23 protein-coding genes are annotated in these 25,647 nt (G+C 66.1%); 12 read left to right on the forward strand and 11 right to left on the reverse strand.

Annotation, left to right across the window (positions count from 1 at the left end):
* Positions 1-29 precede the first annotated feature (29 nt).
* The 7 genes from SSPN_RS56765 to SSPN_RS0117080 all read left to right on the forward strand — a co-directional run bounded on the left by SSPN_RS56765 (position 30) and on the right by SSPN_RS0117080 (position 11,414).
* Positions 30-200, forward strand: coding sequence for a hypothetical protein (locus tag SSPN_RS56765; RefSeq protein WP_010696400.1), 171 nt, complete (start codon positions 30-32; stop codon positions 198-200).
* Positions 200-1,015 (forward strand): enolase C-terminal domain-like protein, encoded by an 816-nt coding sequence (locus SSPN_RS0117055; protein WP_010696401.1) that lies wholly within the window; start codon positions 200-202, stop codon positions 1,013-1,015. The genes SSPN_RS56765 and SSPN_RS0117055 overlap by 1 nt, the downstream gene beginning before the upstream one ends.
* Before the next feature lie 393 nt (positions 1,016-1,408).
* Complete coding sequence (locus tag SSPN_RS0117060; RefSeq protein ID WP_010696402.1) at positions 1,409-2,164, forward strand: thioesterase II family protein; 756 nt, start codon at positions 1,409-1,411, stop codon at positions 2,162-2,164.
* Positions 2,165-2,705: 541 nt separating this feature from the next.
* Entirely contained in the window at positions 2,706-6,488 is a 3,783-nt protein-coding gene (locus tag SSPN_RS57725; protein WP_420187966.1) for a DNA polymerase III subunit alpha, read from the forward strand.
* Between the two features lie 457 nt (positions 6,489-6,945).
* Positions 6,946-7,914, forward strand: a complete 969-nt coding sequence (locus tag SSPN_RS0117070; RefSeq protein WP_010696404.1) for a LysR family transcriptional regulator — start codon at positions 6,946-6,948, stop codon at positions 7,912-7,914.
* 336 nt (positions 7,915-8,250) lie between these two features.
* A complete protein-coding gene (locus SSPN_RS0117075; RefSeq protein ID WP_010696405.1) occupies positions 8,251-9,021 on the forward strand; it encodes an HAD family hydrolase in 771 nt (256 codons plus the stop codon).
* 20 nt (positions 9,022-9,041) lie between these two features.
* Positions 9,042-11,414 (forward strand): glycoside hydrolase family 65 protein, encoded by a 2,373-nt coding sequence (locus SSPN_RS0117080; protein WP_044574236.1) that lies wholly within the window; start codon positions 9,042-9,044, stop codon positions 11,412-11,414.
* Positions 11,415-11,559: 145 nt separating this feature from the next.
* On the opposite strand, the gene SSPN_RS0117085 is transcribed toward SSPN_RS0117080, so the two are convergent.
* The 3 genes from SSPN_RS0117085 to SSPN_RS0117095 form a co-directional block, all read right to left on the reverse strand.
* Positions 11,560-12,774 (reverse strand): helix-turn-helix domain-containing protein, encoded by a 1,215-nt coding sequence (locus SSPN_RS0117085; protein WP_010696407.1) that lies wholly within the window; start codon positions 12,772-12,774, stop codon positions 11,560-11,562.
* A gap of 19 nt (positions 12,775-12,793) precedes the next feature.
* Positions 12,794-12,955 carry a hypothetical protein gene (locus SSPN_RS56770; protein WP_010696409.1) on the reverse strand — a complete coding sequence of 54 codons (162 nt, stop codon included), beginning with the start codon at positions 12,953-12,955 and terminating at the stop codon, positions 12,794-12,796.
* 151 nt (positions 12,956-13,106) lie between these two features.
* Positions 13,107-14,267, reverse strand: coding sequence for a hypothetical protein (locus SSPN_RS0117095; protein WP_010696411.1), 1,161 nt, complete (start codon positions 14,265-14,267; stop codon positions 13,107-13,109).
* A 453-nt stretch (positions 14,268-14,720) separates the two neighbouring features.
* On the opposite strand from SSPN_RS0117095, the gene SSPN_RS0117100 reads away from it, so the two are divergent.
* Positions 14,721-15,650, forward strand: a complete 930-nt coding sequence (locus tag SSPN_RS0117100) for an NAD(P)H-binding protein (protein ID WP_010696413.1) — start codon at positions 14,721-14,723, stop codon at positions 15,648-15,650.
* A 214-nt stretch (positions 15,651-15,864) separates the two neighbouring features.
* On the opposite strand, the gene SSPN_RS0117105 is transcribed toward SSPN_RS0117100, so the two are convergent.
* The 7 genes from SSPN_RS0117105 to SSPN_RS0117130 all read right to left on the reverse strand — a co-directional run bounded on the left by SSPN_RS0117105 (position 15,865) and on the right by SSPN_RS0117130 (position 21,403).
* Positions 15,865-16,599 (reverse strand): GntR family transcriptional regulator, encoded by a 735-nt coding sequence (locus SSPN_RS0117105; RefSeq protein ID WP_010696415.1) that lies wholly within the window; start codon positions 16,597-16,599, stop codon positions 15,865-15,867.
* Positions 16,600-16,697: 98 nt separating this feature from the next.
* Positions 16,698-17,873 (reverse strand): N-methyl-L-tryptophan oxidase, encoded by a 1,176-nt coding sequence (gene solA / locus SSPN_RS0117110; RefSeq protein ID WP_029535428.1) that lies wholly within the window; start codon positions 17,871-17,873, stop codon positions 16,698-16,700.
* 11 nt (positions 17,874-17,884) lie between these two features.
* Positions 17,885-18,283, reverse strand: a complete 399-nt coding sequence (locus SSPN_RS0117115; RefSeq protein ID WP_010696419.1) for a putative antibiotic biosynthesis monooxygenase — start codon at positions 18,281-18,283, stop codon at positions 17,885-17,887.
* 470 nt (positions 18,284-18,753) lie between these two features.
* The gene (locus SSPN_RS0117120) at positions 18,754-19,209 is read right to left on the reverse strand and encodes a hypothetical protein (protein WP_010696421.1); all 456 of its coding nucleotides are present in this window, start codon (positions 19,207-19,209) and stop codon (positions 18,754-18,756) included.
* Positions 19,209-20,021, reverse strand: a complete 813-nt coding sequence (locus SSPN_RS54885) for a CdiA C-terminal domain-containing protein (RefSeq protein WP_143539566.1) — start codon at positions 20,019-20,021, stop codon at positions 19,209-19,211. Before SSPN_RS54885 ends, SSPN_RS0117120 begins: the two co-directional genes overlap by 1 nt.
* Positions 20,018-20,272: a hypothetical protein gene (locus tag SSPN_RS0117125; protein WP_010696423.1), complete on the reverse strand. Its 255-nt coding sequence runs from the start codon at positions 20,270-20,272 to the stop codon at positions 20,018-20,020. The genes SSPN_RS54885 and SSPN_RS0117125 overlap by 4 nt, the downstream gene beginning before the upstream one ends.
* 735 nt (positions 20,273-21,007) lie before the next feature.
* Positions 21,008-21,403 (reverse strand): NAD-dependent epimerase/dehydratase family protein, encoded by a 396-nt coding sequence (locus SSPN_RS0117130; protein WP_085982080.1) that lies wholly within the window; start codon positions 21,401-21,403, stop codon positions 21,008-21,010.
* 285 nt (positions 21,404-21,688) lie between these two features.
* On the opposite strand from SSPN_RS0117130, the gene SSPN_RS0117135 reads away from it, so the two are divergent.
* The gene (locus tag SSPN_RS0117135; RefSeq protein ID WP_010696427.1) at positions 21,689-23,044 is read left to right on the forward strand and encodes a helix-turn-helix domain-containing protein; all 1,356 of its coding nucleotides are present in this window, start codon (positions 21,689-21,691) and stop codon (positions 23,042-23,044) included.
* Positions 23,045-23,203: 159 nt separating this feature from the next.
* Here the strand turns inward: SSPN_RS0117135 and SSPN_RS44255 are convergent, their stop codons facing one another.
* On the reverse strand, positions 23,204-23,494 hold the full coding sequence (locus SSPN_RS44255) for a GIY-YIG nuclease family protein (RefSeq protein WP_143539565.1): 291 nt from the start codon (positions 23,492-23,494) through the stop codon (positions 23,204-23,206).
* Positions 23,495-23,946: 452 nt separating this feature from the next.
* Here SSPN_RS44255 and SSPN_RS54890 point away from each other — a divergent pair, with 452 nt between their 5' ends.
* From SSPN_RS54890 to SSPN_RS44260, 3 genes are read left to right on the forward strand one after another with little or no spacing between them, the layout of a single operon-like run.
* Positions 23,947-24,195 carry a hypothetical protein gene (locus SSPN_RS54890; RefSeq protein WP_010696431.1) on the forward strand — a complete coding sequence of 83 codons (249 nt, stop codon included), beginning with the start codon at positions 23,947-23,949 and terminating at the stop codon, positions 24,193-24,195.
* Entirely contained in the window at positions 24,179-24,769 is a 591-nt protein-coding gene (locus tag SSPN_RS0117150; RefSeq protein WP_010696433.1) for an RNA polymerase sigma factor, read from the forward strand. The genes SSPN_RS54890 and SSPN_RS0117150 overlap by 17 nt, the downstream gene beginning before the upstream one ends.
* On the forward strand, positions 24,766-25,602 hold the full coding sequence (locus SSPN_RS44260; RefSeq protein WP_010696435.1) for an anti-sigma-D factor RsdA: 837 nt from the start codon (positions 24,766-24,768) through the stop codon (positions 25,600-25,602). The genes SSPN_RS0117150 and SSPN_RS44260 overlap by 4 nt, the downstream gene beginning before the upstream one ends.
* The last annotated feature ends 45 nt before the right edge of the window (positions 25,603-25,647 follow it).

Below are 25,647 nucleotides of genomic sequence, written 5' to 3' on the forward strand. Positions count from 1 at the left end.
AGCGGGCTGCCTCGCTGGGCCGGGATGCCGTGCGCACGGCGGGTCAAGTCAGCTCCACTCGTGCACTCGACCGGCTCCGCACCCTGCAACGGCAGGTCCGGCCGCTGCGCAGCAGCTCACCGGACGTGCGCGAGCTGGACGACCGCATCACCGATCTCACCCGCACCAGCACCCGCCGAGACGAGGACATCGCCACTTGATGACCAACGAGATCGACTTCGATGGCGCCCGCATCTACGCGATCCCCATGCGCGCCCGCTTCCGGGGCATCACCGTGCGGGAAGGGATGCTGATCGAAGGACCCGCCGGTTGGGGCGAGTTCTGCCCGTTCGCCGACTACGACGACACCGTGTCCGCCTCGTGGCTGGCGACCACGATCGAACAATGCACCCTCGGCTGGCCCGAACCCGTACGGGACCGCATCCCGATCAACTGCACCGTGCCCGCCGTCGGCCCCGAGCGCGCCCACGCGATTGCCGCCAACTCCGGATGCCGTACCGCCAAAGTTAAGGTCGCTGACCATCCTGAGTCGCTGGCCGCTGTCCGTCGCCAGGTCGACGTGCGTATTGCCGCCGACGAATCCATCCGCCGCGCCGAGGATCCCTTGCGCGTCGCCGTCGCGGGCGCGGCCGATGTCGCCGTCATCAAGTGCACACCGCTTGGCGGTGTCCGGCGTTCACTGGAGGTCGCCGAGGCCGCCGGACTGCCGTGCGTGGTGTCGTCCGCGCTGGAAACCAGCGTCGGGCTGGCCGCACAGGTCGCCCTCGCCGGTGCGCTGCCCGAACTGGACCTCGCCTGTGGCCTCGGCACGCTCTCGCTGCTCAACAGCGATCTCGTGTCCGGCTCCGAGTCCCTACGGGCAGTGGACGGCTACCTGCCCGTGCCGCGCACACCACCCGCGCCAGACCTGAGCCTGCTCAACACCTACGAACTCACCGACCCCGACCAAGCCGCATGGTGGCGTGACCGGCTCACCCGCGTCCGCACCATGTACGACACCCACCACACGGACTAGGCGCCAGGCCGTGAAGTTTGGCGGTCGTAGTGTTCGTCAAGGGTCTTTGGGCGTGAGGATGTCGATGTTCAGGGTGTCTCTTTGTAGCTGGTTCGGTCGATATTCGGTCCTCGTGCCTGGTATTTGGAGATCGCGCGCTTGACAACGCGGGGCATACAGAAGCTTCGGCACACCCTGACCAATCTCTGTTGATCTGCGTGGGGCGGGCGATCGATGTCGGCAGGGTGGTGTTCACTGTTCGGCCGATAGCTGGCAACATCTCACTCCGGACGTGCGCGCGTGATGCCGTCGGGTGGTGGTTCCAGAGCCGGGGCGGCCCTCGGCGTCGCCACTCCACCGTCGGGGGTTCGCGGCGTTCCGGCTCTTGATGACCGTTCCGTGACGAGGGAGATCATGACCAACCGAGAGGACAGCCCGTGGATCCGGCGGTTCCACCCGAAGCCGACAGCCGGGAACCGACTGGTGTGCTTCCCGCACGCGGGTGGATCGGCGAGCTACTTCCACCCGGTCTCGGCGGCGATGCCGCCTTCCGTCGAAGTGCTCGCCATCCAGTACCCCGGTCGGCAGGACCGCCGCCAGGACCCGTTGGTCGACGACCTGACCGTGTTGGCCGACACCGTCACGACGGTGCTGCTGGACTGGACTGATCGGCCGCTGACCTTCTTCGGGCACAGCATGGGCGCGACCCTCGCGTTCGAGGTGGCGCGGCGGTTGGAGCGGATCGGAGTGGTTACGGCAGGGCTGTTCGCCTCGGGCAGGCGCGCGCCCTCCTGCCACCGCGAGGAAGCGATGCACCGCAGCAGCGACCAGGAGCTGCTCCGCGAAGTCATGGGCCTCGGCGGCACCGAATCGCAGCTGATCGACGACGAGATTACACGCATGATCCTGCCCTCCCTCCGCAACGACTACCGGGCCGTGGAGACCTACCGGTACGAACCGGGCTCCGACGTGACCTGCCCGGTGATCGCGTTCATCGGGGATGCGGACCCGAAGGTGACCCCCTCGGAAGCCCAGGCGTGGGCCGGGCACACGACCGGCGAGTTCGTCCTCCAGATCTTCCCCGGCGGGCACTTCTACCTCAACGAGCACAAGTCCGTCATCGTCAACGCCATTTCCGACCACATCCTCAAGGCGGGCGCGAAGAGCTGACCCGCCATGATGGGCGCATTGCCCGCCGCCTGCACTGGCACCACGGCGGCGGGCAACTCTGCGCGGCCACGAGCGGGATGCCGGCTTCTCGACCTGGACCGGCTGTCGGGCCGAAGCTCGATCATGCCTGGGCGCTATGAACCCACGCTATGAGACGGAAAACGAGGCACCACTCACCCAACGATTGACCTTGGAATACGGCTCATTACGCAACTAGTTCATAACCGTATTACCAAATGGGAAATGCCTTTCAAGACAAGCGCTGCCGCCTATCGCACAATCGAACTCCAATCAGGTGCAGTTCTAGCGCATTCCCGCCACCGACTTGCCCGAGCGCTGATCATCAGCAACGAAAGATGATCGGTCATTCGCGGTCGGACCGCACCTGAGCCGGGCTTACAACTACTGATTGTCGGTTACGGCGTGTCGCTTGTTGGACACTCGTGGCCGTACTCGGATCGAATGTGCTCGCCCGTCGTACAGCCCGCTGGGAGAGTTCATGGAGCCCTTCGTTCACCTGCATGTGCACACTGAGTACTCGATGCTCGACGGTGCGGCGAAGGTGGGGGCGTTGTTCGCCGAAGCCGAACGGTTGGGGATGCCCGCGGTGGGTATGACCGATCACGGCAACATGCCCTTCGTTCACCTGCATGTGCACACTGAGTACTCGATGCTCGACGGTGCGGCGAAGGTGGGGGCGTTGTTCGCCGAAGCCGAACGGTTGGGGATGCCCGCGGTGGGTATGACCGATCACGGCAACATGTTCGGGGCGGATGAGTTCTACCAGCAGGCGTGCCGGGCCGGTATCAAGCCGATCATCGGGATCGAGGCGTATCTGGCGCCGACCAGCCGGTTTCACAAGAAGCCGGTGTTCTGGGGTGAGGCGAAGCAGCGTGGGACCGATGAGTTCGGTGAGGGTGGTGACGTCTCGGGTGCGGGTGCGTACACGCACATGACGATGCTGGCGCGTAACGCGACCGGTCTGCGGAATCTGTTCACGTTGTCCAGCCGGGCGAGTTTCGAGGGTTATTACCGCAAGCCGCGGATGGATCGTGAGTTGATCAGCGAGTTCTCCGAGGGGATCATCGCTACGACCGGGTGTCCGTCGGGTGAGGTGCAGACCCGGTTGCGGTTGCGGCAGTTCGATGAGGCGTTGCAGGCGGCGGCGGATTACCGGGACATTTTCGGGGCGGAGAACTTCTTCCTGGAGTTGATGGATCATGGTCTGCCGATCGAGCGGTCGGTGCGGCAGGGGCTGCTGAAGATCTCCCGGGAGTTGGGGCTGAAGCCGTTGGCGACCAACGACAGTCATTACGTCACTGTTGATCAGGCCGAGTCGCATGGGGCGTTGTTGTGTGTGCAGTCGGGTAAGACGCTCAGTGATGAGAGCCGGTTCAAGTTCGATGGTGATGGTTATTACCTGAAGTCCGCGGGGGAGATGCGGGAGTACTGGGATCAGGAGGTGCCGGGCGCGGCGGACAGCACGCTGCTGGTCGCGGAGATGGTGGAGTCCTACGAGGATGTGTGGTCGTTTCAGGACCGGATGCCGCGGGTGACCGATGGCAGTGGCCGCAGCGAGCGTGAGTTGCTGGAGGCCGAGGTCCGGCAGTATCTGCCGACGCGTTATCCGGACGGGGCGTCCGAGGAGTGCCTGGAGCGGATCAAGGTCGAGTTGGACGTGCTGGACACCAAGGGGTATTGCGCGTACTTCCTGGTGGTGGGTGACCTGACCCGGTGGGCGAAGTCGCAGGGTATTCACGTGGGGCCGGGTCGTGGTTCGGCGGCGGGTTCGCTGCTGGCCTACATCCTGCACATCACGAACCTGGACCCGCTGGAGCATGGGCTGATCTTCGAGCGGTTTTTGAACCCGGAGCGTGACTCGCCGCCGGATATCGACCTCGACTTCGACGACCGCCGTCGTGACGAGGTCTTGCAGTATGCGATCAATAAGTATGGCCGGGACAAGGTCGCGCAGGTCATTACTTTCGGCAAGATCAAGACGAAGGCGGCGATCAAGGATTCCGCGCGGGTGCATCACGGTCAGCCGGGGTTCGCTATCGCGGACAAGATTTCCAAGGCGTTGCCGCCGCCGATCGCGGCCAAGGACATCCCGTTGTCGGGGATCGTGGATCCGCAGCATGAGCGTTATGCCGAGGCCGCCGAGGTTCGCAGTCTGATCGAGACGGATCCGGCGGTGTCGCAGATCTTCGATACCGCGCGTGGTCTGGAGGGGCTGATCCGCAATGCCGGTGTGCATGCGTGTGCGGTGATTTTGTCCTCGCAGCCGTTGCTGGGCACGGTGCCGTTGTGGGCGCGGGATGACGGGTCGATCATCACCGGCTGGGACTACCCGTCCTGTGAGGCCATCGGCCTGCTGAAGATGGACTTCCTGGGGCTGTCCAACCTCACCATTCTCGGTGATGCGTTGACGATGGTGAAGGAGAACCACGACCGCGACATCGACCTGTCCAACCTGGGGCTGGACGACAAGACCACCTACGAGATGCTCGCCCGAGGAGAGAGCCTGGGCGTGTTCCAGTTCGAAGGTGGCGGCATGCGGGAGCTGCTCAAACGCCTGCAGCCCACCGAGTTTGGCGACCTGGTGGCGGCCAACGCGCTGTACCGGCCGGGGCCGATGGATGTCAACGCGCACCTCGACTACGCCGACCGCAAGAACGGTCGCAAGGCGATCGAGCCGATCCATCCCGATCTCGAGGACGTTGGCGACCTGGTGGCGGCCAACGCGCTGTACCGGCCGGGGCCGATGGAAGTCAACGCCCACAACGACTACGCGGATCGGAAAAACGGCCGCAAACCGATTGAACCCATCCACCCCGAACTTGGTGATGCTCTTCGCGAAATCCTCGCCGAGACCTACGGTTTGATCGTCTACCAAGAGCAGATCATGGCGATCGCGCAGAAGGTCGCCGGTTACAGCCTCGGCCGAGCGGACATCCTGCGCCGCGCGATGGGCAAGAAGAAGAAGTCCGTGCTGGACCAGGAATTCGAGGGCTTCCGGGACGGCATGCTCGCCCAAGGCTTCTCCGACGAGGCGATCAGCACACTCTGGGCGACCATTCTCCCGTTCGCCGGCTACGCCTACAACAAGTCGCACGCGGCGGGTTATGCCCTGGTGGCGTATTGGACGGCGTATCTGAAGGCCAACTACCCGGCCGAGTACATGGCCGGGCTGCTGACTTCCAACGGCGACAACAAGGACAAGATGGCGGTCTACCTCGCCGAATGCCGCCGGATGGGTGTCAAGGTCCTCTCCCCGGACGTCAACGACTCCCGCGACACCTTCGCCGCCGTCGGCTCCGACATCCGCTTCGGCATGAGCGCGATCCGCAACGTCGGCTCCAACGTCGTCGCCTCGATCGTCACGACCCGCAAGGAAAAGGGCCGCTACACCTCCTTCACCGACTTCCTCGACAAATCCGAGATCCTGGCCTGCAACAAGCGGGTCATCGAATCACTGATCAAGGCCGGTGCCTTCGACTCCCTGGGCCACACCCGCATGTCCCTGGTCCAGCACCACGAAGCCGCCGTCGATGCCGTGATCGGCCTGAAGCGGCAGCAGGCGATGGGACAGTTCGACCTCTTCGGCGCGGACACCTCCGAAGACAGCGCCGACGCCTCACCCCTGGCACACCTGCACTTCACCCACGAGGAATGGCCACGCAAACAGCTGCTGTCCTACGAGCGGGAAATGCTGGGCCTCTACGTCTCGGCCCACCCCCTCGACGGCGCGGAACGACTGCTCGCCCCCTACCAGGACACCGGGATCGCCGACCTCGTCGGCGGCGAACGAGAGTTCGGCAACGGCAAGGAACAACTCAAGATCGCCGGCATGATCTCCGGAATCCAACGCCGCATCAACAAAAACGGCCACCCCTGGGCCATCGTCACACTCGAAGACCTCGACGCCAGCGTAGAGGTGCTGTTCTTCCCGAAGTCCTACGAGATGTTCGCCGACTGCCTGATGGAAGACACCGCGCTCGCAGTCAAAGGCCGCATCAACGAACGCGAAGGCACGATCAGCGTGTTCGCCTCCGATGCGGTGCCAGTGGACATCTCCGCAGCGGAAACCGACGCCGGCGTGAACCCGCTGACCCTGGAAGTGGATGCCCGCCACGTCGACCGGGACTACATGCACGAGCTCCGGGCGACACTGCGCACAAACCGGGGCAGCACTCCCCTGCGCGTCATCGTCTGGCACGGCGACCGACGGACCAAGTTGGCGGTGGACCAATACCCAGTCGAGCCCGGTCCGGCCCTCTTCGGGGAGCTCAAGAGCCTCCGAGGAACGCGTGTCCTCTTCTGACCGGGTCGTTGCTGGTGGGTCTTTGCTCGGGTGCCTGGCTGCTCGCGGCGGGTGAATTCCGAATCGAATGGAGCGATTCTGTTGGCGATCAAGATCTTGCACACCACGAGAGCACAAGACAGGGATTGCTTCCCGCTGAGCGGGCCAAATCGGCCCGCCGCACCCCTTGGCGGGATCGGATTACCTCGTCAACATCGAGCGCGTGAGCTGGCGCTACGCCCTCCTACTGGCCTGCGGGGTTGGGCGGGATGGTCACCGCCGTGATCTCGAATCCACCGAGGCCTAGCCGATTGGCCAACGCCGCCACGCTGACCGTATGACAACGGCCGGTGGCGTTAGCGATCCTGAACTCGTCGCGTGAGTACTGTAGCCCGGACGTTAGCGCTGGAGGCGGTATGGCAGGTGCCGCCCGGAAAGGGGCGCACCGCCGACGGCCGGTAGTTGTGGAAAGGGCAGGATGGAACTCGACCTGGGCGCGGTCCGGGCCTTCATCGCCGTCGCGGACACCAATTACTTCGGCGAGGCCGCGGACCGGCTGGGCGTGACGCAACAGGCGATCTCCAGGCGGATAGCGAAGCTGGAAGCCGATCTGGGCACGGCGTTGTTCCACCGCACCCACAGCGGGACCAGGTTGACCGAGGACGGTGCGGCATTTCTCCCCCACGCCCAGGGTTTGCTGGCGCTGGCCGACCAGGCCGTGGAGTCGATTCGGGCTCGCAACCGCCCGCTGCGGGTGGACGTGCTCGGTACCCGCCTCCCGTCGACGGAGTTGATCAGGACGTTCCACGAGGCCCACGCCGACGTGGAGATCGATGTCGTCACGTCCCAGGGGCTGCGGAGCGGGCGGGCCTCGCTCGCCAACGGCTCGATCGACGTCGCCTTCGCGCGGGTGGTGGGAACGCTCGATCCGAGCATCGAGCACATCCCCGCCTACTTCGGCCCCTTACACATCCTCGTCGGCCGCAAGCACCCCCTCGCCGACCGACGCCAGGTCCGGCTCACCCAGCTGCGGGACTCGATCGCCTGGATGCCGAGCAACGAACCGGGCAGCGAATGGGCGGATTTCTACGACTGTCTCGCCCGCGAATTCAGGCTCACCATCGACGCCTCCGGCCCGAACTTCGGCCTGGACCACATGCTCGACGACATCGCCGCATCGCGCGACCGCTTCACCTTCGGCGGCGAGCGGTTGCGAATCCCCTGGCACCCGGGCATCGTCCAAGTCCCCATCGTCGATCCGACACCGGTCTACCCGCTGTCCATGCTGTGGCGGCGGGACAACCGGCACCCCGCGCTGCCCCTGCTGATCGGCCACGTCATCGCCGGCCTCCGACCGTTCGACCCCGAACGCCATTGGCTGCCACCAGCGGAGATGTGCACGGGCGGCCTCGGTGCCGAAGCGGACGACCCGAACCGCCGCAGTTGATACCCCGTTTCCTCCTACTCTCCGCGACAGATGCCGACCCGCGTGTTGGGGAGCGCTGCCAAGGGTGCGGTGTCGCTCAGATCCAGCCCTTCTCGGCCAGCGCCTGGACCCGGCCGCCGCGCCGGTATCGGATCCGATGGCCGGGCAGCGCCGACCAAAGGTCCGAAGTGGATGGATTGGCTGATCAACGGCCAGAATTCGGACGCCGAGCCCCGGTGCTCGGGTGATGATCGCCGTCGAATTCGGACTCGTGCCCGGCGGGACCACAGCCGCGCGGAGCGCCGGGCACGGACGGTCGACGTTTGGAGTCCGGCGCGTTCGGAAAAACCTTCGAGCATGGACCGGCCTTGGCGGGACCACGCCGCGCAGCAGATCTGCGTGGCGCCGGAGAGGATCACGGCCTGCCTCTTCGACCTCGACGGCGTGCTCACCAGCACCGCCGCGCAGCACATGGCGGCCTGGAAGCAGACGTTCGACGCGTTCCTGCGAGATCGGGAGGGCGAGCGCTTCTCGCCGTTCACCGAACGTGACTATCTGGAGCACGTGGACGGGCGCCCGCGAGCGGACGGCGTGCGCCAGTTCCTCGCTTCTCGCGGCATTTCCCTGCCCGAAGGGCCTCGCGACGCCCCACCGGCCTCGGAAACGATCCACGGTCTGGGCAACCGGAAGAACGAGACGCTGCAAGCGATCATCCGAGAACACGGGGTGACTCCGTATCCGGGGTCGGTGCGCTATCTGGAGGCGGTGCGGAACGCCGGACTCGCCATCGGCGTGGTCACCTCCTCGGAGAACGGCGCGTCGGTGCTGGAGGCGGCGGGCCTGAGCCGGTTCGTGCAGGCGCGGATCGACGGCCTAGTGATCGCCGAGCAGAAGCTGCGCGGCAAGCCTGAGCCGGACGCGTTCATGGCCGGGGCCCGGGCGCTCGGCGTCGCACCGGCCGAAGCGGCGGTGTTCGAGGATGCGCTGGCGGGCGTGCAAGCCGGCCAGGCCGGCGGGTTCGGGTGGGTGGTCGGCGTGGACCGCACCCACCACGCGGACGAGTTGCGGGCGCACGGCGCCGACGTCGTGGTGCCGGACCTGGCCGACCTCCTGGCCGTGGACCGCTGAAGCACGAGGTGGTGGACGACGTGACGACTCCTCGACTACCGGGTTACGAGGTGGCCCCGTGGGAGCTGCGATGGCGGTGGCTGGACCTGGACGCCCTGCGCCGCACCGAATCCACCTTCGCGCTGTCCAACGGCCACATCGGATTCCGCGGCTCGTTCGAGGAGGGCGAGCCGCGCGGCCTACCCGGCACCTACCTCAACGGCTTCTACGAGCGGCGACCACTGCCGTACGCCGAAGCCGGGTACGGCTACCCGGAAGACGGGCAGACCGTGGTCAACGTGACGGACGGCAAGATCATCCGGTTGCTGGTCGAGGACGAACCGGTGGACATGCGCTACGGCTCGGCCCCGCACCACGAGCGGGTGCTCGACTTCCGCTCCGGCACGCTGCGCCGCAACACCGAGTGGGTGTCGCCCACCGGTCGGCGCGTGCGCATCACCTCGGAGCGACTGGTCTCGTTCACCCAGCGCGCCATCGCCGCGATCCACTACGAGGTCGAACCGTTGGACGGGCAGGCACAACTCGTGGTGCAGTCCGAGCTGCTGGCCAACGAACCGATCGACGGGGACGTCGACGATCCGCGAGTCGCCGCCGTCCTGAAGGGCGCCCTGGTCTCGGACTTCGCCGTGGGCGAGGGCAGCCGCGCCGTGCTGGGCCACCACACCCGCCGGTCCGGCCTGCGCATGGCCGCGGCGATGGACCACGAGGTGGACGCGCCCGCAGAGGTGTCGACGGAGAACTGGACAGAGGGTGACCTGGCCCGGCTGACCCTGGCTGCCGAGGTGCCCCAAGGGCGGAAGCTGGCGCTGACCAAGTACGTCGCGTACGGCTGGTCCAGCCAGCGGTCCCCGCAGGCCCTGCGAGCCCAGGTGGAGGCCGCGCTGGCCGGTGCCAGGCAAAGCGGCTGGCAGGGCCTGCTCGACGAGCAGCGCGCCTATCTGGACGACTTCTGGGAAGCCGCCGACGTGGAGGTCGACGGCGACGCGGAGCTGCAGCAGGCGGTCCGGTTCGCGCTGTTCCACGTGCTACAGGCCGGTGCCCGCGGGGAGACCAGGGCGATCCCGGCGAAGGGGCTCACCGGCCCCGGCTACGACGGGCACGCGTTCTGGGACACCGAATCGTTCGTGTTACCGCTGCTGACCTACACCCTCCCGGACGCCGCCCGCAACGCGCTGCAATGGCGTCACTCCACATTGGACAAGGCGCGGACCCGGGCTGCTCAGCTCGGCCAGAGTGGCGCCGCGTTCCCGTGGCGCTCGATCGACGGCGACGAGTGCTCCGGCTACTGGCCGGCCGGTACAGCGGCGTTCCACATCAACGCGGACGTCGCCGACGCCACCGCCCGCTACCTCGCGGCCACCGGGGACGGGGACTTCGAGGCATCCGCCGGGCTGGAACTGCTGGTGGAGACGGCACGGCTGTGGACGTCGCTGGGACACCACGACGCGCACGGCCGGTTCCGCATCGACGGGGTCACCGGTCCCGACGAGTACACCGCCGTCGTCGACAACAACGTCTACACCAACCTGATGGCGCAGCGGAACCTGCACGAGGCGGCTTCCCACTGCGAACTGCACCCGGAACTGGCGAGCGCGCTGGGCGTGGACGAGGAGGAGACGGCCCGCTGGCGGGACGCGGCCGACCGGGTGGTGGTGCCCTACGACGAAGCGCTCGACGTGCACCCGCAGTCCGAGGGGTTCACCAAGCACGCCCACTGGGACTTCGCGAACACGCCCCCGGAGGGTTACCCGCTGCTGCTGCACTACCCGTACTTCGACCTCTACCGCAAGCAAGTGGTCAAGCAAGCGGACCTGGTGTTGGCGATGTGGCTGCGCGGGGATGCGTTCACCCCGGAGGAGAAGGCCAGGAATGTGGCGTACTACGAGGCGCTGACCGTGCGCGACTCGTCGCTGTCCTCATCCGTGCAGGCGGTGCTCACCGCCGAGGTGGGCCACCTCGAACTGGCCTACGACTACTTCGCCGAGGCAGCGCTGGCGGATCTGCACGACATCTACCAGAACGTGCGCCAGGGCCTGCACATCGCCGCGCTGGCAGGTGCGTGGATCGCTGCGGTCGCCGGGTTCGGCGGAATGCGGGACCACGGCGGCGAGCTGAGCTTCGCGCCCCGGCTGCCGCCCGAACTCAGCCGCATCTCGTTCCGGTTGTGCTTTGCCGGCAGCCGGATCTGCGTCACCATCCACCGCGACGAGGCGACCTACGCGCTGAGCCACGGCGAGCCGGTTCGGACCTCGCACCACGGCCGCCCGATCCTGCTCACCCAGGGCCAGCCGATCACCATGCCTGTACCACGGCCGCCGGAGAACCCACTGCCCCGCCAGCCCGCCGGGCGCGCTCCGACCCGCCGCCGGCTCCAACCGACTCCCGGCGGCTGAGGGGTCCTTGCGGAATGCGGCGTGAGCCGCATGCGGCGTGGGACCCCACCTGCACGCGAAGCATTCCTTGAGCGTGTTGGACTTCTTCCCGTCCACTTCCCTGCGCGGCGACTGCTAGTGCCCCTACCTGAACGGACCAATGAGGCTAGGCGGTCAACCCAAGGCGTTTAGCGAGAACTCGCGCATCCCGTTGAACGTTGCGCCCACCGTTGCTGACAAGCTCGCCCGCGATTCCTCGGGCCATCGGATGGTGCCGCATCGATTCTTCGCAAGTGTCGGTCGCGCGTTGGAGAATCTGAAGCGTGGCTACGCGGTCTTTGCGCTGGTGGTAACTGCGGGCCATGTCGAGCCAGAGCCGAGATCTGCGGTGCACGGAGGGCAACGCGTCGATGTCGGCATCGAGAGTGTGTGCCGACTTTCGAAGATCCGTATAGACGTTGACACCTGTCGTGTCGGCATTGGCAGCACCGAACACAGTGGACGAATGGACGTAGCCGGATGGCATCTTTCTAGGCATCTTGTCTGCTTGGTCAAGCGCGAACAGTGCATCTCCTTCTCGGCCGAGGCGCGCCGCCGTAATCGCGCCGTGAAGGTGAAGCGCGCCCCAAAGAGCGCGTGTGGTGTCGTCACCGTTGTTGAGGTAGGGCTCCAGCAACGTCCCGGCTTCGGTCACAAGCTGGTAAGCGTCTTCCTCTCGTTCGGATGCGCGCCAGACATTACCAAGCACCCACGCGCCCAAGGCCAGCGACTCGGGGTCTCCAGCATGTTCAGCTGCGTTCATGGCCCTGTCAGCAACCAGCCACAACAATGGCGTGTCGGACACCCATGCAAGCACCTGGTGAGCCAGGCCGTAAGCACTGGTGAGCGTCGCGTAGGCACTTCGCCGCGGTTCCACGTCCAAGATCCGGGCGGCGCGTCTGGCATCTCGGATGATGGCGGGTAGCAATGCGCCGACTGAGCTACGCGGTGTCGGGCTGTTGTGCCAGAGGTGCCAAGCGTTAGCAGATGCGTGTTTCAATGCATCAACGTTCGGCTGCTGCCGGTCGTTGACCGCAAGGGGCATCTCTTCGATGGCTTCGCGCAGCGCTTCGACTGCCGGATGGCCGGCGCGGCGGCTCAGGTCGATTGGCATGGCGGTTGAACCGGTAATTTCGGCCAGATCATGGACGCCAAGAGCTTCTGCCAGCTTCACCAGGGTAGGAAGCCTGGGCGTCTGGATCTTCCCCTTCTCGACCTGCTTGAGCCAGTCAGATGACCTGCCAACCAGGCCAGCGACGACCGTCCGGGACTTCCCTGTGCGTTCACGAATGATCTGAAGTCGTTCGCCGATGGTCTTGCCTGCGAAGCAGCCGTGCCTCAACGCTTAAGGCTCCGGCGTGCTACGACTCACCCAGCACCCCGCCGAGATGCTCGATCACCTTGCGATTGTCGGCGTGCTGCGTCTCGATCTTCTCCAGCTCGCCCGTCTCCTGCAGTCGCGACAACCGCGCGTAGGAATCGAAAACCGACCGCCGCTGCCCCTGACCCGCAAGATCACCCATACACCCAAATAAGGATCCAAATGAACTCTTGGTATGGCAACCCAAAAGACTCACGGCCCCGTGGCCTGAGACCCGCGACGCCGCTGGACAGCCGGCGATGCTCCCACCGCCGGCTCCTGTCATGTCGAGGGCGCGTTGAATCCCATCGAGCTCAGGACGGGTTCTCACCGCCGGGCCCGGGGCGGCGGTCCGCCGGGCGCACTGGCGGGATCGGGTGGCTGGGCCAGCGTCGCGGTCCGGACCACAGGGCGGGCACGGCGTCGGTCGCGGCCGCGAGCGCGTACGCGGTGGGCTCGTAATTGACCCGCCAGCCCCGGAAGTGCGGCCACGCTTCCGCCGGGGTGCGCTCCACGGGGAACCCGACCTCGGTCAGCCGGTCGACCGCGGCGCGGTATTCGCCGTACGACAGCTGAATTCCGGAGTCCGGATCCGGGTCCTCGTCGACCGGAATGCCCACGGCAAACGCGATCTGCCGCAGAGCGGTGAAGCCCATCCGCAGGCACAGCCGCGGCTCGATCCGGTCCCGGCTCGGGCACAGCGCGAGCAGCAGCGCCGCCGAGTCCAGCACGGCCAGCAGTCCGACCAGCCACGAATGGCGCGGCTGCGGGGAGCGGAACCAGACCAGGACCGGATAGTTGCTGTGGCTCTCGCCGATGTCGGCCGCCCACCTCTCCCAGATCCGGTACAACTCGGTGAGGTCATCTTCGCCGAGCTGGATGCCGTACCTGGTGCGGGCTAGCAGCTCCGGTCCCCACGGCGGAGATCCCGCCCGCGCCCCCAGCAAGGTCACCTCGGTTTCGCGGCGGTTGAATGCTGAATACAAGGCTGGCAGGTAGGCGATCTGGAGGGCCACGACCAGAAGTCCCGTTCCGGCCGCCAGGAAATCGATGACGCTCGGAGCTGCCGTGGCGGTGGTGGAGAAACCCAGCGTGAACAGCGAAGACCCGGCCTCCCGAGCGGACTCGGTCAGACCTGGCTCCCACGGGAACAGCAGAAGCGTGTAGCCGAGGAAATAACCCGCGAGCCACGTGGCCAGCATCGCGGCGAGGAAGGTGACCGGCTGCGCAGCGAGAATCCGGTCCCGCGTCGCGTAGTCGGACGCAGACCTGGTGAGCAGCACGAAGAACGAATCCACCGCCCTGCGGACCAAACGCGTGAGACCACCGGGGCGCGCACGCGCGATGACCAGCGTCCGTGCGACGCTCGCCGTCACCACCGCCACGAGCAGACCGCCCACGACGGCCACGACGACCGCAACAGCCGGGCCGACGCCGCCGGTCGGCACGGCCGTCCTCCCGTCCAACTGCGCCATGCACATCCCGTTAACCATCCACTGTGAACTTTCCCCGCCGGTCACCGGCCTTTCGATCATTCCGAGCATCGAATTGACCCGAAAAGTCTAATGTTGAGCGCGGCGATGCGGATAGAGCCGTGTTGCGGAGGTGCCCAGCTGGCCATCACCGATCAGGCTCGTCTCGGAGTACCCCGGGAAACGCGGGACCAACGAACCTAGCGCGCTGGCAGTTCGGGAGCGGAAACTGGCGAAACCGCTGGTGGGAAACGGGACGACGCAGTTCCGGGGCAGTGGTTGGGCAGCGCCGTTCGCCGTCCAGTGCCGCAGGGTGCCGCTCCCGCAAGGACTCCCGCGACCAACGACAAGCCCGAGATCGCCGGTGCCGGCCGCTAACTGGGAGTTCTCGGCGGCGAAGCACCCGCAAGCGGCGTGACAGGAACACCAAGGACCGATGATGCGCAAGGGTTTTCGATGGCCAGCGAACCCACTTACCTGATCACCGGGGCCGGCGGCGGAGTCGGCGGGATGAGCCGACTCGTCGTGGAACGGCTCCTCGCTCGCGGACGGGCAGTTCGGGGCATGGTCCACCACGACGACGCCCGGGCCGAAGCGCTGCGTGCCCTCGGTGCCGATGTCGTCGTCGGCGACCTAACCAACCCCGTGCACGTCGCCGCGGCAACCGAGGGCATCAGCCGCATGTTCTTCAACATGAGCGTCTCACCCGACTACCTCGAAGCCACCACTGTCGTCTGCGCGGCAGTCCGAGAACCGCCCGGCATCGAAGTACTGGTCAACATGTCGCAGATGACCGTCTCCCAGATGACGGCGACCAGCACGGCGGAATCCCACCAGCAACGCCTGCACTGGCTGGCCGAACACGTCATCGACTGGTCCGCGGTCCCGGCCATGCACATCAGGCCCACGGTGCTGCTCGAGAACCCGCTGTTTTCCGTGCTCGCCGCGCAATCGATCCGTGACCACGACGAGCTGGCGCTGCCCTTCGGAACAGGCCGCACCTCCCCCGTCGCCGCCAGCGATGTCGCCGACGTGGTGACCGCCGTTCTGCTCGCACCGCAACGCCACATCGGCTCGGTGCACGAGCTGACCGGCCCCGTGGCCCTGGACATCGACGAACTCGCCCACGAGTATTCACGCGCACTGGGCCGGCCCATCACCGCCGCGCACCTCTCCTACGACGAGTGGTTCGACCAGATGACGAGCGCCGACTTGAGCCCCCACGTGCAGCAACACATCGCCACGATGGCCAAGCTGCACCGCGACGACCGCTACAACCGCTCCACCACCGACGTCGAACAGATCACCGGCCAACCCGCCCGAACAGTGGAGCAATACGTGCGAGAACGGCGCGAAATGTTCAGCTCCCGGCGAGATGAGCCGTAAGGCACTTCCCCTCCACGGCCACCCGCCACACCTTGGCAACCGCTCAGCAGACCCAAACGCCCGCACCGAGCCGACGCAGGTGCGCATGATGATCGACTGTGCTGCTTCTGATCGACACCCTGAGCACCGTCCGCCACCCGCCGGCGACCACACCTCGCCGCGGCAGTCCAACCTCGCTGGGCCAGGGCTGTGCGGGTCCGGCAACGGGTGGTCACTACTTGCGACGCTGCGAGGTCTTCTCCGCCAGGACGATGCCGGTGGCGGGGCGGACACCGCGATTGGTGCCCTCGATGAGGCCTTCGAGCACGCGTGCCCGGCTCGCCTCGATCTGTTCGACCACGATCTCGCGGGCGCGGGCCGCGTCTCGCGCGAGCAGCGCGTCGTGCAGGCCGTGGTGTTCGTGCACCATCTCCGACGCCCGGTCCCGGTTGCCGAGGCTGATGAAGAACAGGCGCTGCATTTCTTCGAGGAGGCCTTGCAAGGCTCGGGCGAGCCGCTCGTTGCCGGTCGCCTTCGCGATGCGGACGTGGAACTCGCGGTTGTCCTGGAGGAACTGCTCGTAGCTGCGGGTGTCGCCGTGGACGTAGGTCTTGTGCGCCAGCGCGTGCAGGGCTTCGAGTTCTTCCTTCGGTGCACGCTGCGCGGCGAACTCCACCGCTACCGGTTCGAGCACCAGCCGCATCTCGAACAGGTCCTGGACGCTGGCCAGCGTGATGACGGAGACCCGGTAGCCCTGCCTGGGGCGCACCTCGACGAAGCCCTCCTGCACCAGGCGGCGCAGGGCCTCGCGGACCGGTGAGCGGCCGAATCCGGTGGATTCGGTGAGCGCGACTTCGCGCAGCTCCTCCCCCGGCGCGAGTTCGCTGGTCAGGATCAGGTGCTTGATGTGCTCGTACGCATTCTCGGTCGCGCTGCCGCGCTGCGGAGCGTTGCCCGGTGGCACCGTCATGAGGCGGAGCCCCCTTCGACCGCTCCCACGAGCAGCTGCCATGAAACGTTTCGTGACATATCAGAACCGATGGTACCGGTCGGCAGCGCGACGGCGGATCATGCCGGGGTGAGGGCGTCCGGCGGCCAGTCCGCCAGCGGCCGGTCCGGGGCGAGGAAGCCGACGTCGCGCGTGGTCCGCCCGTCGATGACCAGGTCCGCGACGACGTCGCCGATGGCCGGGGCGAACTTGAACCCGGCACCGGAGAACCCGCAGGCGAGGATGACCCGCGATGCCTCGGGCAGCGGTCCGAGCAGCGGGTGGCCGTCGGTGGTGTAGCCCTCCACGCCGACCGTGGTGGTCACCGGGTCCGCGTGCAGTCCGGGGAAGTAGACCTCCACCGTTTCCCGGAAGCGGCGGAGCAGCTCCCCGCCGACGGTCAGCGGAGTGTTGTCGGTGTCGTAGACGATCGGGTGTCCCGTGGTGTAGATCCCGATCTTGATCGTGGCACCGTCGAGCGTGGGGAAGCCGTAGGCGTTGAGGTCCCCCACGCGTTCGAAGACCGGGAAGACCTTCTCGCGGTACCGGTCGATGTCGTCCGGCACGTACCAGGCCTGCACCAGGCGTCTCGGCAGCACCGCCGTGCGCATCGCCGGGAGGACGTCCCGGGCCCGCGCGCCAGGTGCGACGACGACGTGGGCGTAGCGCTGGGAACCACTCTCGGTCCGCACGACGACCCCGTCGGCGTCGGGCTCCAGACCCAGCACCCGGGTGTGGTCGAACACGGCGGCACCGAGCTCCTCCGCCCGCCGCGCCGCGGTGACCACCGACAACTCCGGCCGCAGGAAACCCGCTTCGGGGTCGATGACACCGGCATCGGTGGCCCGGATCAGGTGCTGCGGGAATCGTTCCTTCAGCTCGGAGCTGTCCAGGACTTCGTGGGCGAGGCCGGCCGCTTTCGCCGAGGCGTGCGCCGCGACGAGCGCGGGCGCGTCGCAGGGTCCGAGGATCAGGCCTCCGACGAGGTGCAGGAGGCTGCGCCCGGTCGCGCTCTCCAGTCCGCGCCAGAGGTCCAACGCCTGCAGCGCGAGCGCTGTGAGGCGCGGCTCGCGCTGGCTTTGCACGGAGAACCGCCGGGTCTGCCCGGAGAACGCGCCTCGGTCGTGCCCGACGCCGAACCGTTCGTAGCCGTGGACACGATGGCCGCGCACGGCGAGCCGCCACGCGGTCATGGATCCGATCGCGCCGAGGCCGATCACTGCGACGTCGGCGGCGTACTTCGTTGTTGGACGCATGTACGGCTGCCTCAGGCCGCAGGGACGAACTCGTCGACCTCGGCCGCGTGGATGTGCAGCATGCGCGCCAGCAAGCCGTTGCCGCGCGAGAACTTCAACGGTAGTTCGGTGCCGTTGAAGAACGCCGCGCCCTGATCCGGCGACTTGTCGGACTTGTCGTCGGGGTACAGCGGGTTGGTGGTGTTCTCGATCTTCGGCCACAGCGCGCGGGCCGCTTCGGTGGACTCGAACTCGATGATCAGCACGAGCGTGCCGGGAAGCAGTTCGCCCGCGACTTCCTCCAGGACCGAGCCGCCCAGGTAGCCGGGGTGCCCGTCCAGGGACCGCAGGAAGCCCTGGAGGCAGGCCTGGGCCTCGCCGACCTTGCCGGGCTCACACACGTAGATGAACACGTCACGTCGTTTGGTCATGGTGCTTTCCTCACGTTTCGTCGTCGGTCGATCAAGCCGATGTCATTTCGCGGTTTCGCATTCCGCTATCCGCCTTGGCAGCGGCGGAGCCGCTTGGCCCACGTGTGCGAGGTGACCACCCGCAGGTTCTTCCGCTGCGGGTGGTCACCTACGCGGAATGAGTATCTACTGGAGAAAATTTGGCTGACACGCCCTACGGCACAGCTCCTACTACCCTGACAACAAGGGAGGTACCCCACATACGCAAGTACGCGGGATGCTTCGCCAAGGGCGGCGCGAGTAAGGCCACGTGCATGTCGGCATTTAGATGCGAGGCACGGCGGACTTCTTTAAGTAGACTAACACTCGCCGTTCGCCAACTTTCGACTCGCCCAGTGCCAGCCTCTCCATTTTTTTCTCCGGATGACTGGTAATTCGGCTGATGCCCCGCTCGGCCAACAGGAACCGAAACGGGGCAAGCCCGATATGGGTTAGTCCTCCGCTTTGCCGTGGTCGCCTTTCTGGCCGGGTTCCCAGAATTCCATGACTTCGGAGTCGCCTTTTTGGTCGGGATCCCAGAGTTCGATCACTTGGTCGAGGTCCCAGACGAAATAGATCGGCTTGTAGCCGCTTTCCTTAAGCTGGGTGAAGATACCGTGTGCGAGTGCCTCGTGTTGTTCTTCGTCGCCTCGTGGCCCCCGGACGGTCAGACTGCTGGGCATCTGTTCGAAAGGGATCCCGGTGTCTTCGTCAGCCTCGTAGTCAAGCCTGTGCTTAAGCAGCAGCTCGAAGGAAACGAAGTGTTCGGTACCGGAATCGCGTACGCCTATGAAGTCTGCATATTCTTCCTCGGTTGGGTCGAGCCTAAGCCGGATAATTTGCTCGATAGTGCCAACTATGGATTCCTGATCGCTACCACCAAAGAACACTTCAAAATAGCTGGGCATCAGCTTCCTCGCCTCCAGTTGAAGTCAAAATTCTTTCCCCAGATCCTTACCCGGGTGAGCTTGCTCTCGTTTCCAGGGGCATTCACGAAAGCCTTTAAACCACTAACTGCGTCGTCTTGCGTTAGGCCTGTGCGCCTTGCGTCGATGATGACGTCGGAACTTTGCCCTCCGTTTTTCTGTGAATTTCGAAGCATTTTCTTTACGGTTTTGCGTGTCGGTATCTTGCCGTCTTTTTGTTGTAGTGTCTTGAACTCTACTGCATGACCGTTCACGGTAGCGTCAGCTGTACGGCGGTCGCTGGTCGGCAACCTTCGCACAATGTTGCGCCCGGTCTGGGCGAGCCGTTTGGCGACAGAGGCTTCGTCGGCGCTGAATCTTTGTTCGTCGGTGGTTCCGCTGTCCTCGATTCTGCCGGGCCATGTTGCGGGGTCGTCGGTGACTTCGGCTGGCAGTGGTTGCGGCTTGGATATCAGCGGTTTTGGTAGGCGGTCATATGGTCTATCGAGAGTTTGCGGGCGAGCCGTGGGGTTGGGAATGTTCGTGGGTCTGTGAGCTCCTGCGCTTCCGTGGTGATAGTTGCCCGCGTTTTCGATCTTGGCCCGTAGGGTTGCGAGGGCTCGCACGATGTCGGCTGCGGTCTCTGCGATGCGGTGCGCTTCGCTGACGATTTCGTCGTTGGTGCCGAGGATTGCGGCGAGGTGGTCCCGGAGGACTTCGATGGTGTCGCACAGTGCGTTGGCGTAGGTAAGTGGCACGGCGTCGGCGGACAGACGGAGGGCTTCCGCCTGTCCGCCGATGGTGTGGTCGCTCATCCCTGCTGGTGGTATGCGGCCTTGTCGATCACCAGCTGCCGGAGGTGTTCGAGCCCGGCGGAGACGGCGCGCACCTCGTTGGAGACGGCGCTGATCTGGCCGTGCAGTTCTTGGGCGCTGGAGGTCTCCCCGAGGATGCCGGCGACCTGCTGTTGCATGGATCCAAGCTGTTCCCTGATCGCTTCGGCCTGACCAACGGGCACGTCGTCGGCCAAGGCGTGCAACTGCTGCGCCTGTTCGGCGATGGACAAGGATTACTCCTCCGTCTAGGTGTTTACTGTGGACAGTTGGTGAGGTTTGGATGCCTGGCCAAGGCAGCGGTCCGGCACTGTGCCTCGCGCATTGGCCAGGCACGGCCCGGTGCTTCCAAGGGGCGGGCGGTTACAGCACCGGGCCGGATCAGGGAGCGGATTTCGCGAGTGGGTCACTCAGGGGACGGGAACCGGTGCGGGTGCCGGTTGGGGGGCTATGACGACGACACCCGCACCGGGGCTTATGGGGAGTGGGCGTGTGCGGCCACGCAGCGGCGGCAACCTACTGGGTATATGCGGGCGTGGCTGGGTGCGTCACTGCCGAGGATCCGTGTTCCGCAGTGAGTCATGCCGTTGTGGATTGGATCGCGTTCATGTGTGACGCGGTGATGGTCGGTCCATACGTCGGCGTGCGTGATGTCGTCGCCGGTGTCGGAGTTCTCGGTGAACCAGTCAACCGGAGAGGACGCACGTTCGTGGAGAATGACAACGTCGTGTGGGGGGCGGGTGGGAAGCCCAGCCGCCGTGGTGGTGTTGGCGCTCATTGAGCGGCCGCCTTCTTGCGCAGTCGCGCGAGCTCCGAAGGGCAGAAGGAGCACGGCGCTGGGGTGGCACGCTGCGAGTTTGGCGGGAAGAAATTGGTCAGAGGAACACCGCACAGGGCACGCGTGGCTCCGCTTTGGATGTAGTGGGCGATGTTGTTCTCGCTGACCAGTTGTCGGCAGGAGAGGGTGCTCACCGGGAACCCACCACCTTGGTCGTGGGTTGCTGCGGGGCCTCGGCGGCCATCCATGCGGGGCCGTGGGCGTCGTGCTCGTGTTGGCTGACCACGGAGGGGTCCGGGTCGGTGAACAGGCATCGTTTGGCGGAGCACCGCCACGTGGTGGCGCAATCAGGCGCGAACTCGACGATCAGCTCGGCCAGCCGGTTGGTTCGGATGTCGCACTCCTCGACACGACAGGACACCGGAGAGCGCCACCACGGCGGGCGGCGATCCACCGACACCACCTGCGCCCCCGCCCGGCACAGTTCCTCGACCACCCGGGATCCAATGGACCCTGATCCACCGGTCACCAGGACGCGGCGACCACCGAGTTGCCTATCCAGCGCTGGAAGCTGTGGCGGTGACATCGTGGACCTCCTTGTTTCGATGAATCCGCGGGACTTTGCGGGTGTGGACGTGAATCCGGCCCGTTCGCGACGAGAAGAGCTGCCAATTCCCTTCGCACCTGCCGTGGTTGCAACCGAGGGACCGGCCCTCCCGCCCTATGAGGAGACCGCACCCGCCCTCGTCAGCGGCAGGGGTGCTCACATCAGGTGCAAACCGGTTTGCATGCGGTGCAAACCCTCTGGTCACTCCCCGTTCACGGGGCTAGGGTTGGTCGGCGGCGCGATCTCGGCTACGAGCGGAAACGAATGGGTGCGGGCAGAACCTCATGGGCGGCGAGCAAGGCTCCGGGCGAGCTGATCCGCCGCAAGCGCAAGGAAAAGGGTCTGACGCTAGTCCAGCTCGGTAAACTGGCCGGGTTTTCAGCCGCGCAGGTCTCCCGCTATGAACGTGGTGTGTCCGCGTTGACGGACGTGGCGGTGCTGCGGAGCTTCGCCGACGCTCTGGGAATCGCACCACAGACGCTCGGACTCACATCCGGTCCGGCCGGGAACGGACACGCGATCGCACCGGCCGACTATCCACGCCTTCCCACGTCTAAGGTGCAGGAGAGATCCGGACGAGAGGACGGTGAGGACCCGGTGCGGAGACGGCAGTTGCTGGCGAACCTCGCAGTCACCGCCGCAACCGCCGCAGGCGCCCCACTCCTAACAACCACCGGCGGGCCGGTGAGCGAAGCGGCACTGGGCCCCATGCTCATTGCGCGGCTACGCGACGCCATGCTCGGCCTGCACCCCGGCACGGATAACCCACTCCCGCCCGAGGTAGATCTCGCACGGGCCTACACCGATTTCCGCGCATGCCGCTACGGCAGCCTCGCCACCCGCCTACCCCGTCTCCTACACGCGGGTCATGCCCATGCTGGCGGTGATGGCAACACGCTGCTCGCGCAGACCTACCTGCTAGTGGTGCGCGTGCTCATCAAACTCGACGACCAGCAACTGGGGTGGATGGCCGCCGACCGCGCCCGGCAGTACGCCGAGGCCACCGGCGACGCACTCTTCGTCGCCGAAGCCGCCCGCCATCTCGCTGTCCTGGCACGCAAAGCGCGCTGGTACGAGCAAGCGATGAACATCGCCCTGACCGCAGCCGAGCACCCAGAACTCCGACCCGGCGGACCGGAACACGCCGCCGGACGCGGCTTGCTCATCCAGTCGGCGGCGTACACCGCCGCGAAATGCGGCGACGCAGCCGGCATGCGGGAACTGACCACCGAAGCCGCTACCATTGCCGACGGTCTCGGCAGAACGCTCCTACCTGATCATGGCGGCTTCAGCACGACCACGGTGCGGCTGCACCTGATCTCTGCGGAACTATCCGCCGGCGACCCCGCCGCCGCACTCACAGCCGCACGCATGGTGGCCCCGCAGACCCTGCCCAGCACCGAGCGCCGCGCCCGCTACTACACCGACATCGCCACCGCCTTCGCTCAGTGGGGACGGCATGAACAGTGCCTGCGTGCACTCCTAACCGCCGAATCCCACGCCCCGGAAGAGACCCACCTGAGACCAGCAGTCAAATCCCTGGTCACAGGCTTGCTGGTCTCCGGACGCACCAGCGCTGAGCTGCGCGGGCTAGCCGCCCGCGTCGGGGTGCCCGCATAACGCGGGAGTCGGCACCAACACACATGCGATAATTGCCGAGCTCGAGTCGGAGGTCTCGGGTCACCACAACTCTCGGTACGTGGGCTTCGACCTGCCGGCTGGAGGCATCGACCTACGTACGTTCATGGCGTCGAACGAGCGACATGAACGTTGCTGCCGTCAGTTCCGGTTCATACCGTGCGCGCGGCTGTCGAGGGCGAGCTTCCAGAACGACTCCCGCAGCAGGATCGTCTCTGCCTTCGTCTTCGAGTCAAAGATCTCCAGGATCGAGTACTGGAAATTGTCGACGATATGCCTGTCGCCTAGCTCGGCTCGCAAGTCGTCAAGCTCCCTGTTGCCGCCGGTCAGGTTTCTCAGGTGCGCGTAGCCGGACCACCGCTGCCACAGGCCGCTCGCCTCGCCCGAAGCAGATCCCACGTATAGCCGGCCGCTGCTCAGCTCGGTGATGATGAAGACGCCCTGCGCCGCCCACGCCCGCCCGGATGTTGAACTTCACCTTGGTCAGGCCCGGCTTCGGCACCGGCATGAAGTCGGTGAACCTGATCAACGTTGCTCCTGACAGTCTCCGGGCTGGTCTTCTCAGTCCAACGCTATCGGCGTGGCACAGGTGCGAAGCTGTGGATGATCCATGCCTTCACCACCGCCCGCCTCGCCACCCAGCGACAGCTGTCGCTGAGGGCCCGCTGCGCACCGGGGAATTGGCACCCGCATGCGCGGGGCCGACGCGATCAGCACCCCGAATGGCCAGCAGGGCTGGGAACGATCCCCGCTACCCGCGGGGCCGACCGCCCCGCGGGTAGACGCCATTCTTGGCGCGAATTTTGGTCGAGGCTGTGACATCTGGCCTCCGTCGGTCATATCGAGATGACAGCGGAACAACGACCGACGAACGGATGCCAGTCATGATCTTGATGGGTTTTCTGGCCAACGCGCCGTGGCCAGTAGGGCTCGCAGCGGCGATGCTGCTGGCACTGGCCATCGAGCGATCACGAAGAAAAACCTACAAATCGGTCCTCGCCACCGCCCCTGATGGAACCCTGCTGATTGACAAGTCCCGACGTGGTCGGGTGCTCATCATCGTGCGCGTGGCTGATTCCCGCCTCGGCGAGGGTGAACTGGCCAGGGCGGAGAGAGATGCCTGCGGACGATGAAGACCTACGGCGTGACTTCGAGGCGTTTATGAAGGAGAACGACAGAGAACTGGCATCCGTTGCGAGGCGGTACGCCGGTTTTAACGGGCTGCCGGAGGCCGCCGGGAAGGACATCGCTCAAGACGCCCTGTGCATCGCGTGGGGAGCGTGGGGGAAGAAACTGGCCGGTGCGGATTGCGGACGGCGCATAGCCTTCGTGTATGCCGCGATGAGCTATAAAGCTCGGGAGGAACAGCGTTCTCGGCGCCGTGCTGGCGAACTCCAAGATCCCTCGGACATGGTGAACTTCGAGGAAAATGGGGCAAGCTATGAGGACCGCCACCTAGCGCGTACCGCCTTACGCGTCCTTTCCGACGCGATGGCAAAACTGCCGGATGAGGAGCGGTTGATCCTTGACCTTGCGATCGCGTGTGTGTCGCGTGGCCAGATCGCTGCTCAACTCGGCGTGGCCACCACCAACGTGACGACAAAACTTCACCGCGCCCGGAAAAAGCTCCGCCGATCCATTGACCCTGACGTGCTCGCTGAACTGGGCATCGGGCGTGGCGGGAACCCGGCGGGAGGTGCGCAATGACAACCGACGATGACCGGGTGGTGAGCCCTGCCTCGGCGGCCGAGCCTGAGATTCCCGTAGTGACGGGAGATACCGGAATCGACCGGCTCTTGTCCGCCGCCGGTCGGCATCTGGATGCCACCGCCACAGTGACGTCGATAGACCCAGCCGAGGTCATCGACCGAATCTTCCACGATGACAGGGCCCACGAAACCCGAAACTCCGCAGCTACGGTCGACCTGACCGCACTGCAGGAGGACGACGCCTTACTCGACGCTCTCGGCGGGACCAACCCCGATGTGTCCATGCCGACCGAGTCCACGCGTCCGAGCCTGGAGGCGCTGCTGGTCGCCTGGCGGCAGGATGCCGACGCGGCGCCAATCGGCGACCTGGTCGACACCGACGCCGCCGACGCCGCGATCGTCGCGGGCAACCGCCCGCAACGTAGGCTCTGTCGCCGTCATCTGGTGCCGGTGGCGACTGCGGCTGCCGTGCTGATGATCACGTTCACCGGTGTCGGCGTGGCCGCTCGCGATGCGCAGCCCGGCGACATGCTGTGGGGCGTGGCCCAGGTTCTCTACACCGACCACACCCGCGCGGTGGTTGCCGCGAGCTCGGCCCGCGAGGACCTGAACACCGCCGAAGGCGCGATCGAGAACGGTAACCGCAATGCCGCCGAGGCCGCGCTACGCTCCGCGCAGGAGCAGATGCGGGGCGTCGACGACGAGCACGGACTGTCCGACCTGCGCGCCGCGTACGCTTCGCTGACGGCGCGAATCGACGACAACGAACACCTGCCGAGCCCGCCGAATTCCCCCGCACCCCCGACCACCCCGCCTACCCCGGAGGGCTGAGCCGCGCGCCGCGCGGCCCAGCCAATCCCGATCGGAAGAAACTGA

This window comes from Saccharopolyspora spinosa NRRL 18395 (assembly GCF_000194155.1).
Classification (GTDB): domain Bacteria; phylum Actinomycetota; class Actinomycetes; order Mycobacteriales; family Pseudonocardiaceae; genus Saccharopolyspora; species Saccharopolyspora spinosa.

What these genes read in the sequence shown, in the direction of transcription:
- SSPN_RS0117055 (WP_010696401.1), top strand. Translation starts at nt 200, where the DNA reads ATGACCAACGAGATCGACTTCGATGGCGCCCGCATCTACGCGATCCCC.
- SSPN_RS0117060 (WP_010696402.1), top strand. Translation starts at nt 1,409, where the DNA reads ATGACCAACCGAGAGGACAGCCCGTGGATCCGGCGGTTCCACCCGAAG.
- SSPN_RS57725 (WP_420187966.1), top strand. Translation starts at nt 2,706, where the DNA reads ATGCTCGACGGTGCGGCGAAGGTGGGGGCGTTGTTCGCCGAAGCCGAA.
- SSPN_RS0117070 (WP_010696404.1), top strand. Translation starts at nt 6,946, where the DNA reads ATGGAACTCGACCTGGGCGCGGTCCGGGCCTTCATCGCCGTCGCGGAC.
- SSPN_RS0117075 (WP_010696405.1), top strand. Translation starts at nt 8,251, where the DNA reads ATGGACCGGCCTTGGCGGGACCACGCCGCGCAGCAGATCTGCGTGGCG.
- SSPN_RS56770 (WP_010696409.1), bottom strand. Translation starts at nt 12,955, where the DNA reads ATGGGTGATCTTGCGGGTCAGGGGCAGCGGCGGTCGGTTTTCGATTCC.
- SSPN_RS0117095 (WP_010696411.1), bottom strand. Translation starts at nt 14,267, where the DNA reads ATGGCGCAGTTGGACGGGAGGACGGCCGTGCCGACCGGCGGCGTCGGC.
- SSPN_RS0117100 (WP_010696413.1), top strand. Translation starts at nt 14,721, where the DNA reads ATGGCCAGCGAACCCACTTACCTGATCACCGGGGCCGGCGGCGGAGTC.
- SSPN_RS0117105 (WP_010696415.1), bottom strand. Translation starts at nt 16,599, where the DNA reads ATGACGGTGCCACCGGGCAACGCTCCGCAGCGCGGCAGCGCGACCGAG.
- solA (WP_029535428.1), bottom strand. Translation starts at nt 17,873, where the DNA reads ATGCGTCCAACAACGAAGTACGCCGCCGACGTCGCAGTGATCGGCCTC.
- SSPN_RS0117115 (WP_010696419.1), bottom strand. Translation starts at nt 18,283, where the DNA reads ATGACCAAACGACGTGACGTGTTCATCTACGTGTGTGAGCCCGGCAAG.
- SSPN_RS0117120 (WP_010696421.1), bottom strand. Translation starts at nt 19,209, where the DNA reads ATGCCCAGCTATTTTGAAGTGTTCTTTGGTGGTAGCGATCAGGAATCC.
- SSPN_RS54885 (WP_143539566.1), bottom strand. Translation starts at nt 20,021, where the DNA reads ATGAGCGACCACACCATCGGCGGACAGGCGGAAGCCCTCCGTCTGTCC.
- SSPN_RS0117130 (WP_085982080.1), bottom strand. Translation starts at nt 21,403, where the DNA reads ATGTCACCGCCACAGCTTCCAGCGCTGGATAGGCAACTCGGTGGTCGC.
- SSPN_RS0117135 (WP_010696427.1), top strand. Translation starts at nt 21,689, where the DNA reads ATGGGTGCGGGCAGAACCTCATGGGCGGCGAGCAAGGCTCCGGGCGAG.
- SSPN_RS54890 (WP_010696431.1), top strand. Translation starts at nt 23,947, where the DNA reads ATGATCTTGATGGGTTTTCTGGCCAACGCGCCGTGGCCAGTAGGGCTC.
- SSPN_RS0117150 (WP_010696433.1), top strand. Translation starts at nt 24,179, where the DNA reads ATGCCTGCGGACGATGAAGACCTACGGCGTGACTTCGAGGCGTTTATG.
- SSPN_RS44260 (WP_010696435.1), top strand. Translation starts at nt 24,766, where the DNA reads ATGACAACCGACGATGACCGGGTGGTGAGCCCTGCCTCGGCGGCCGAG.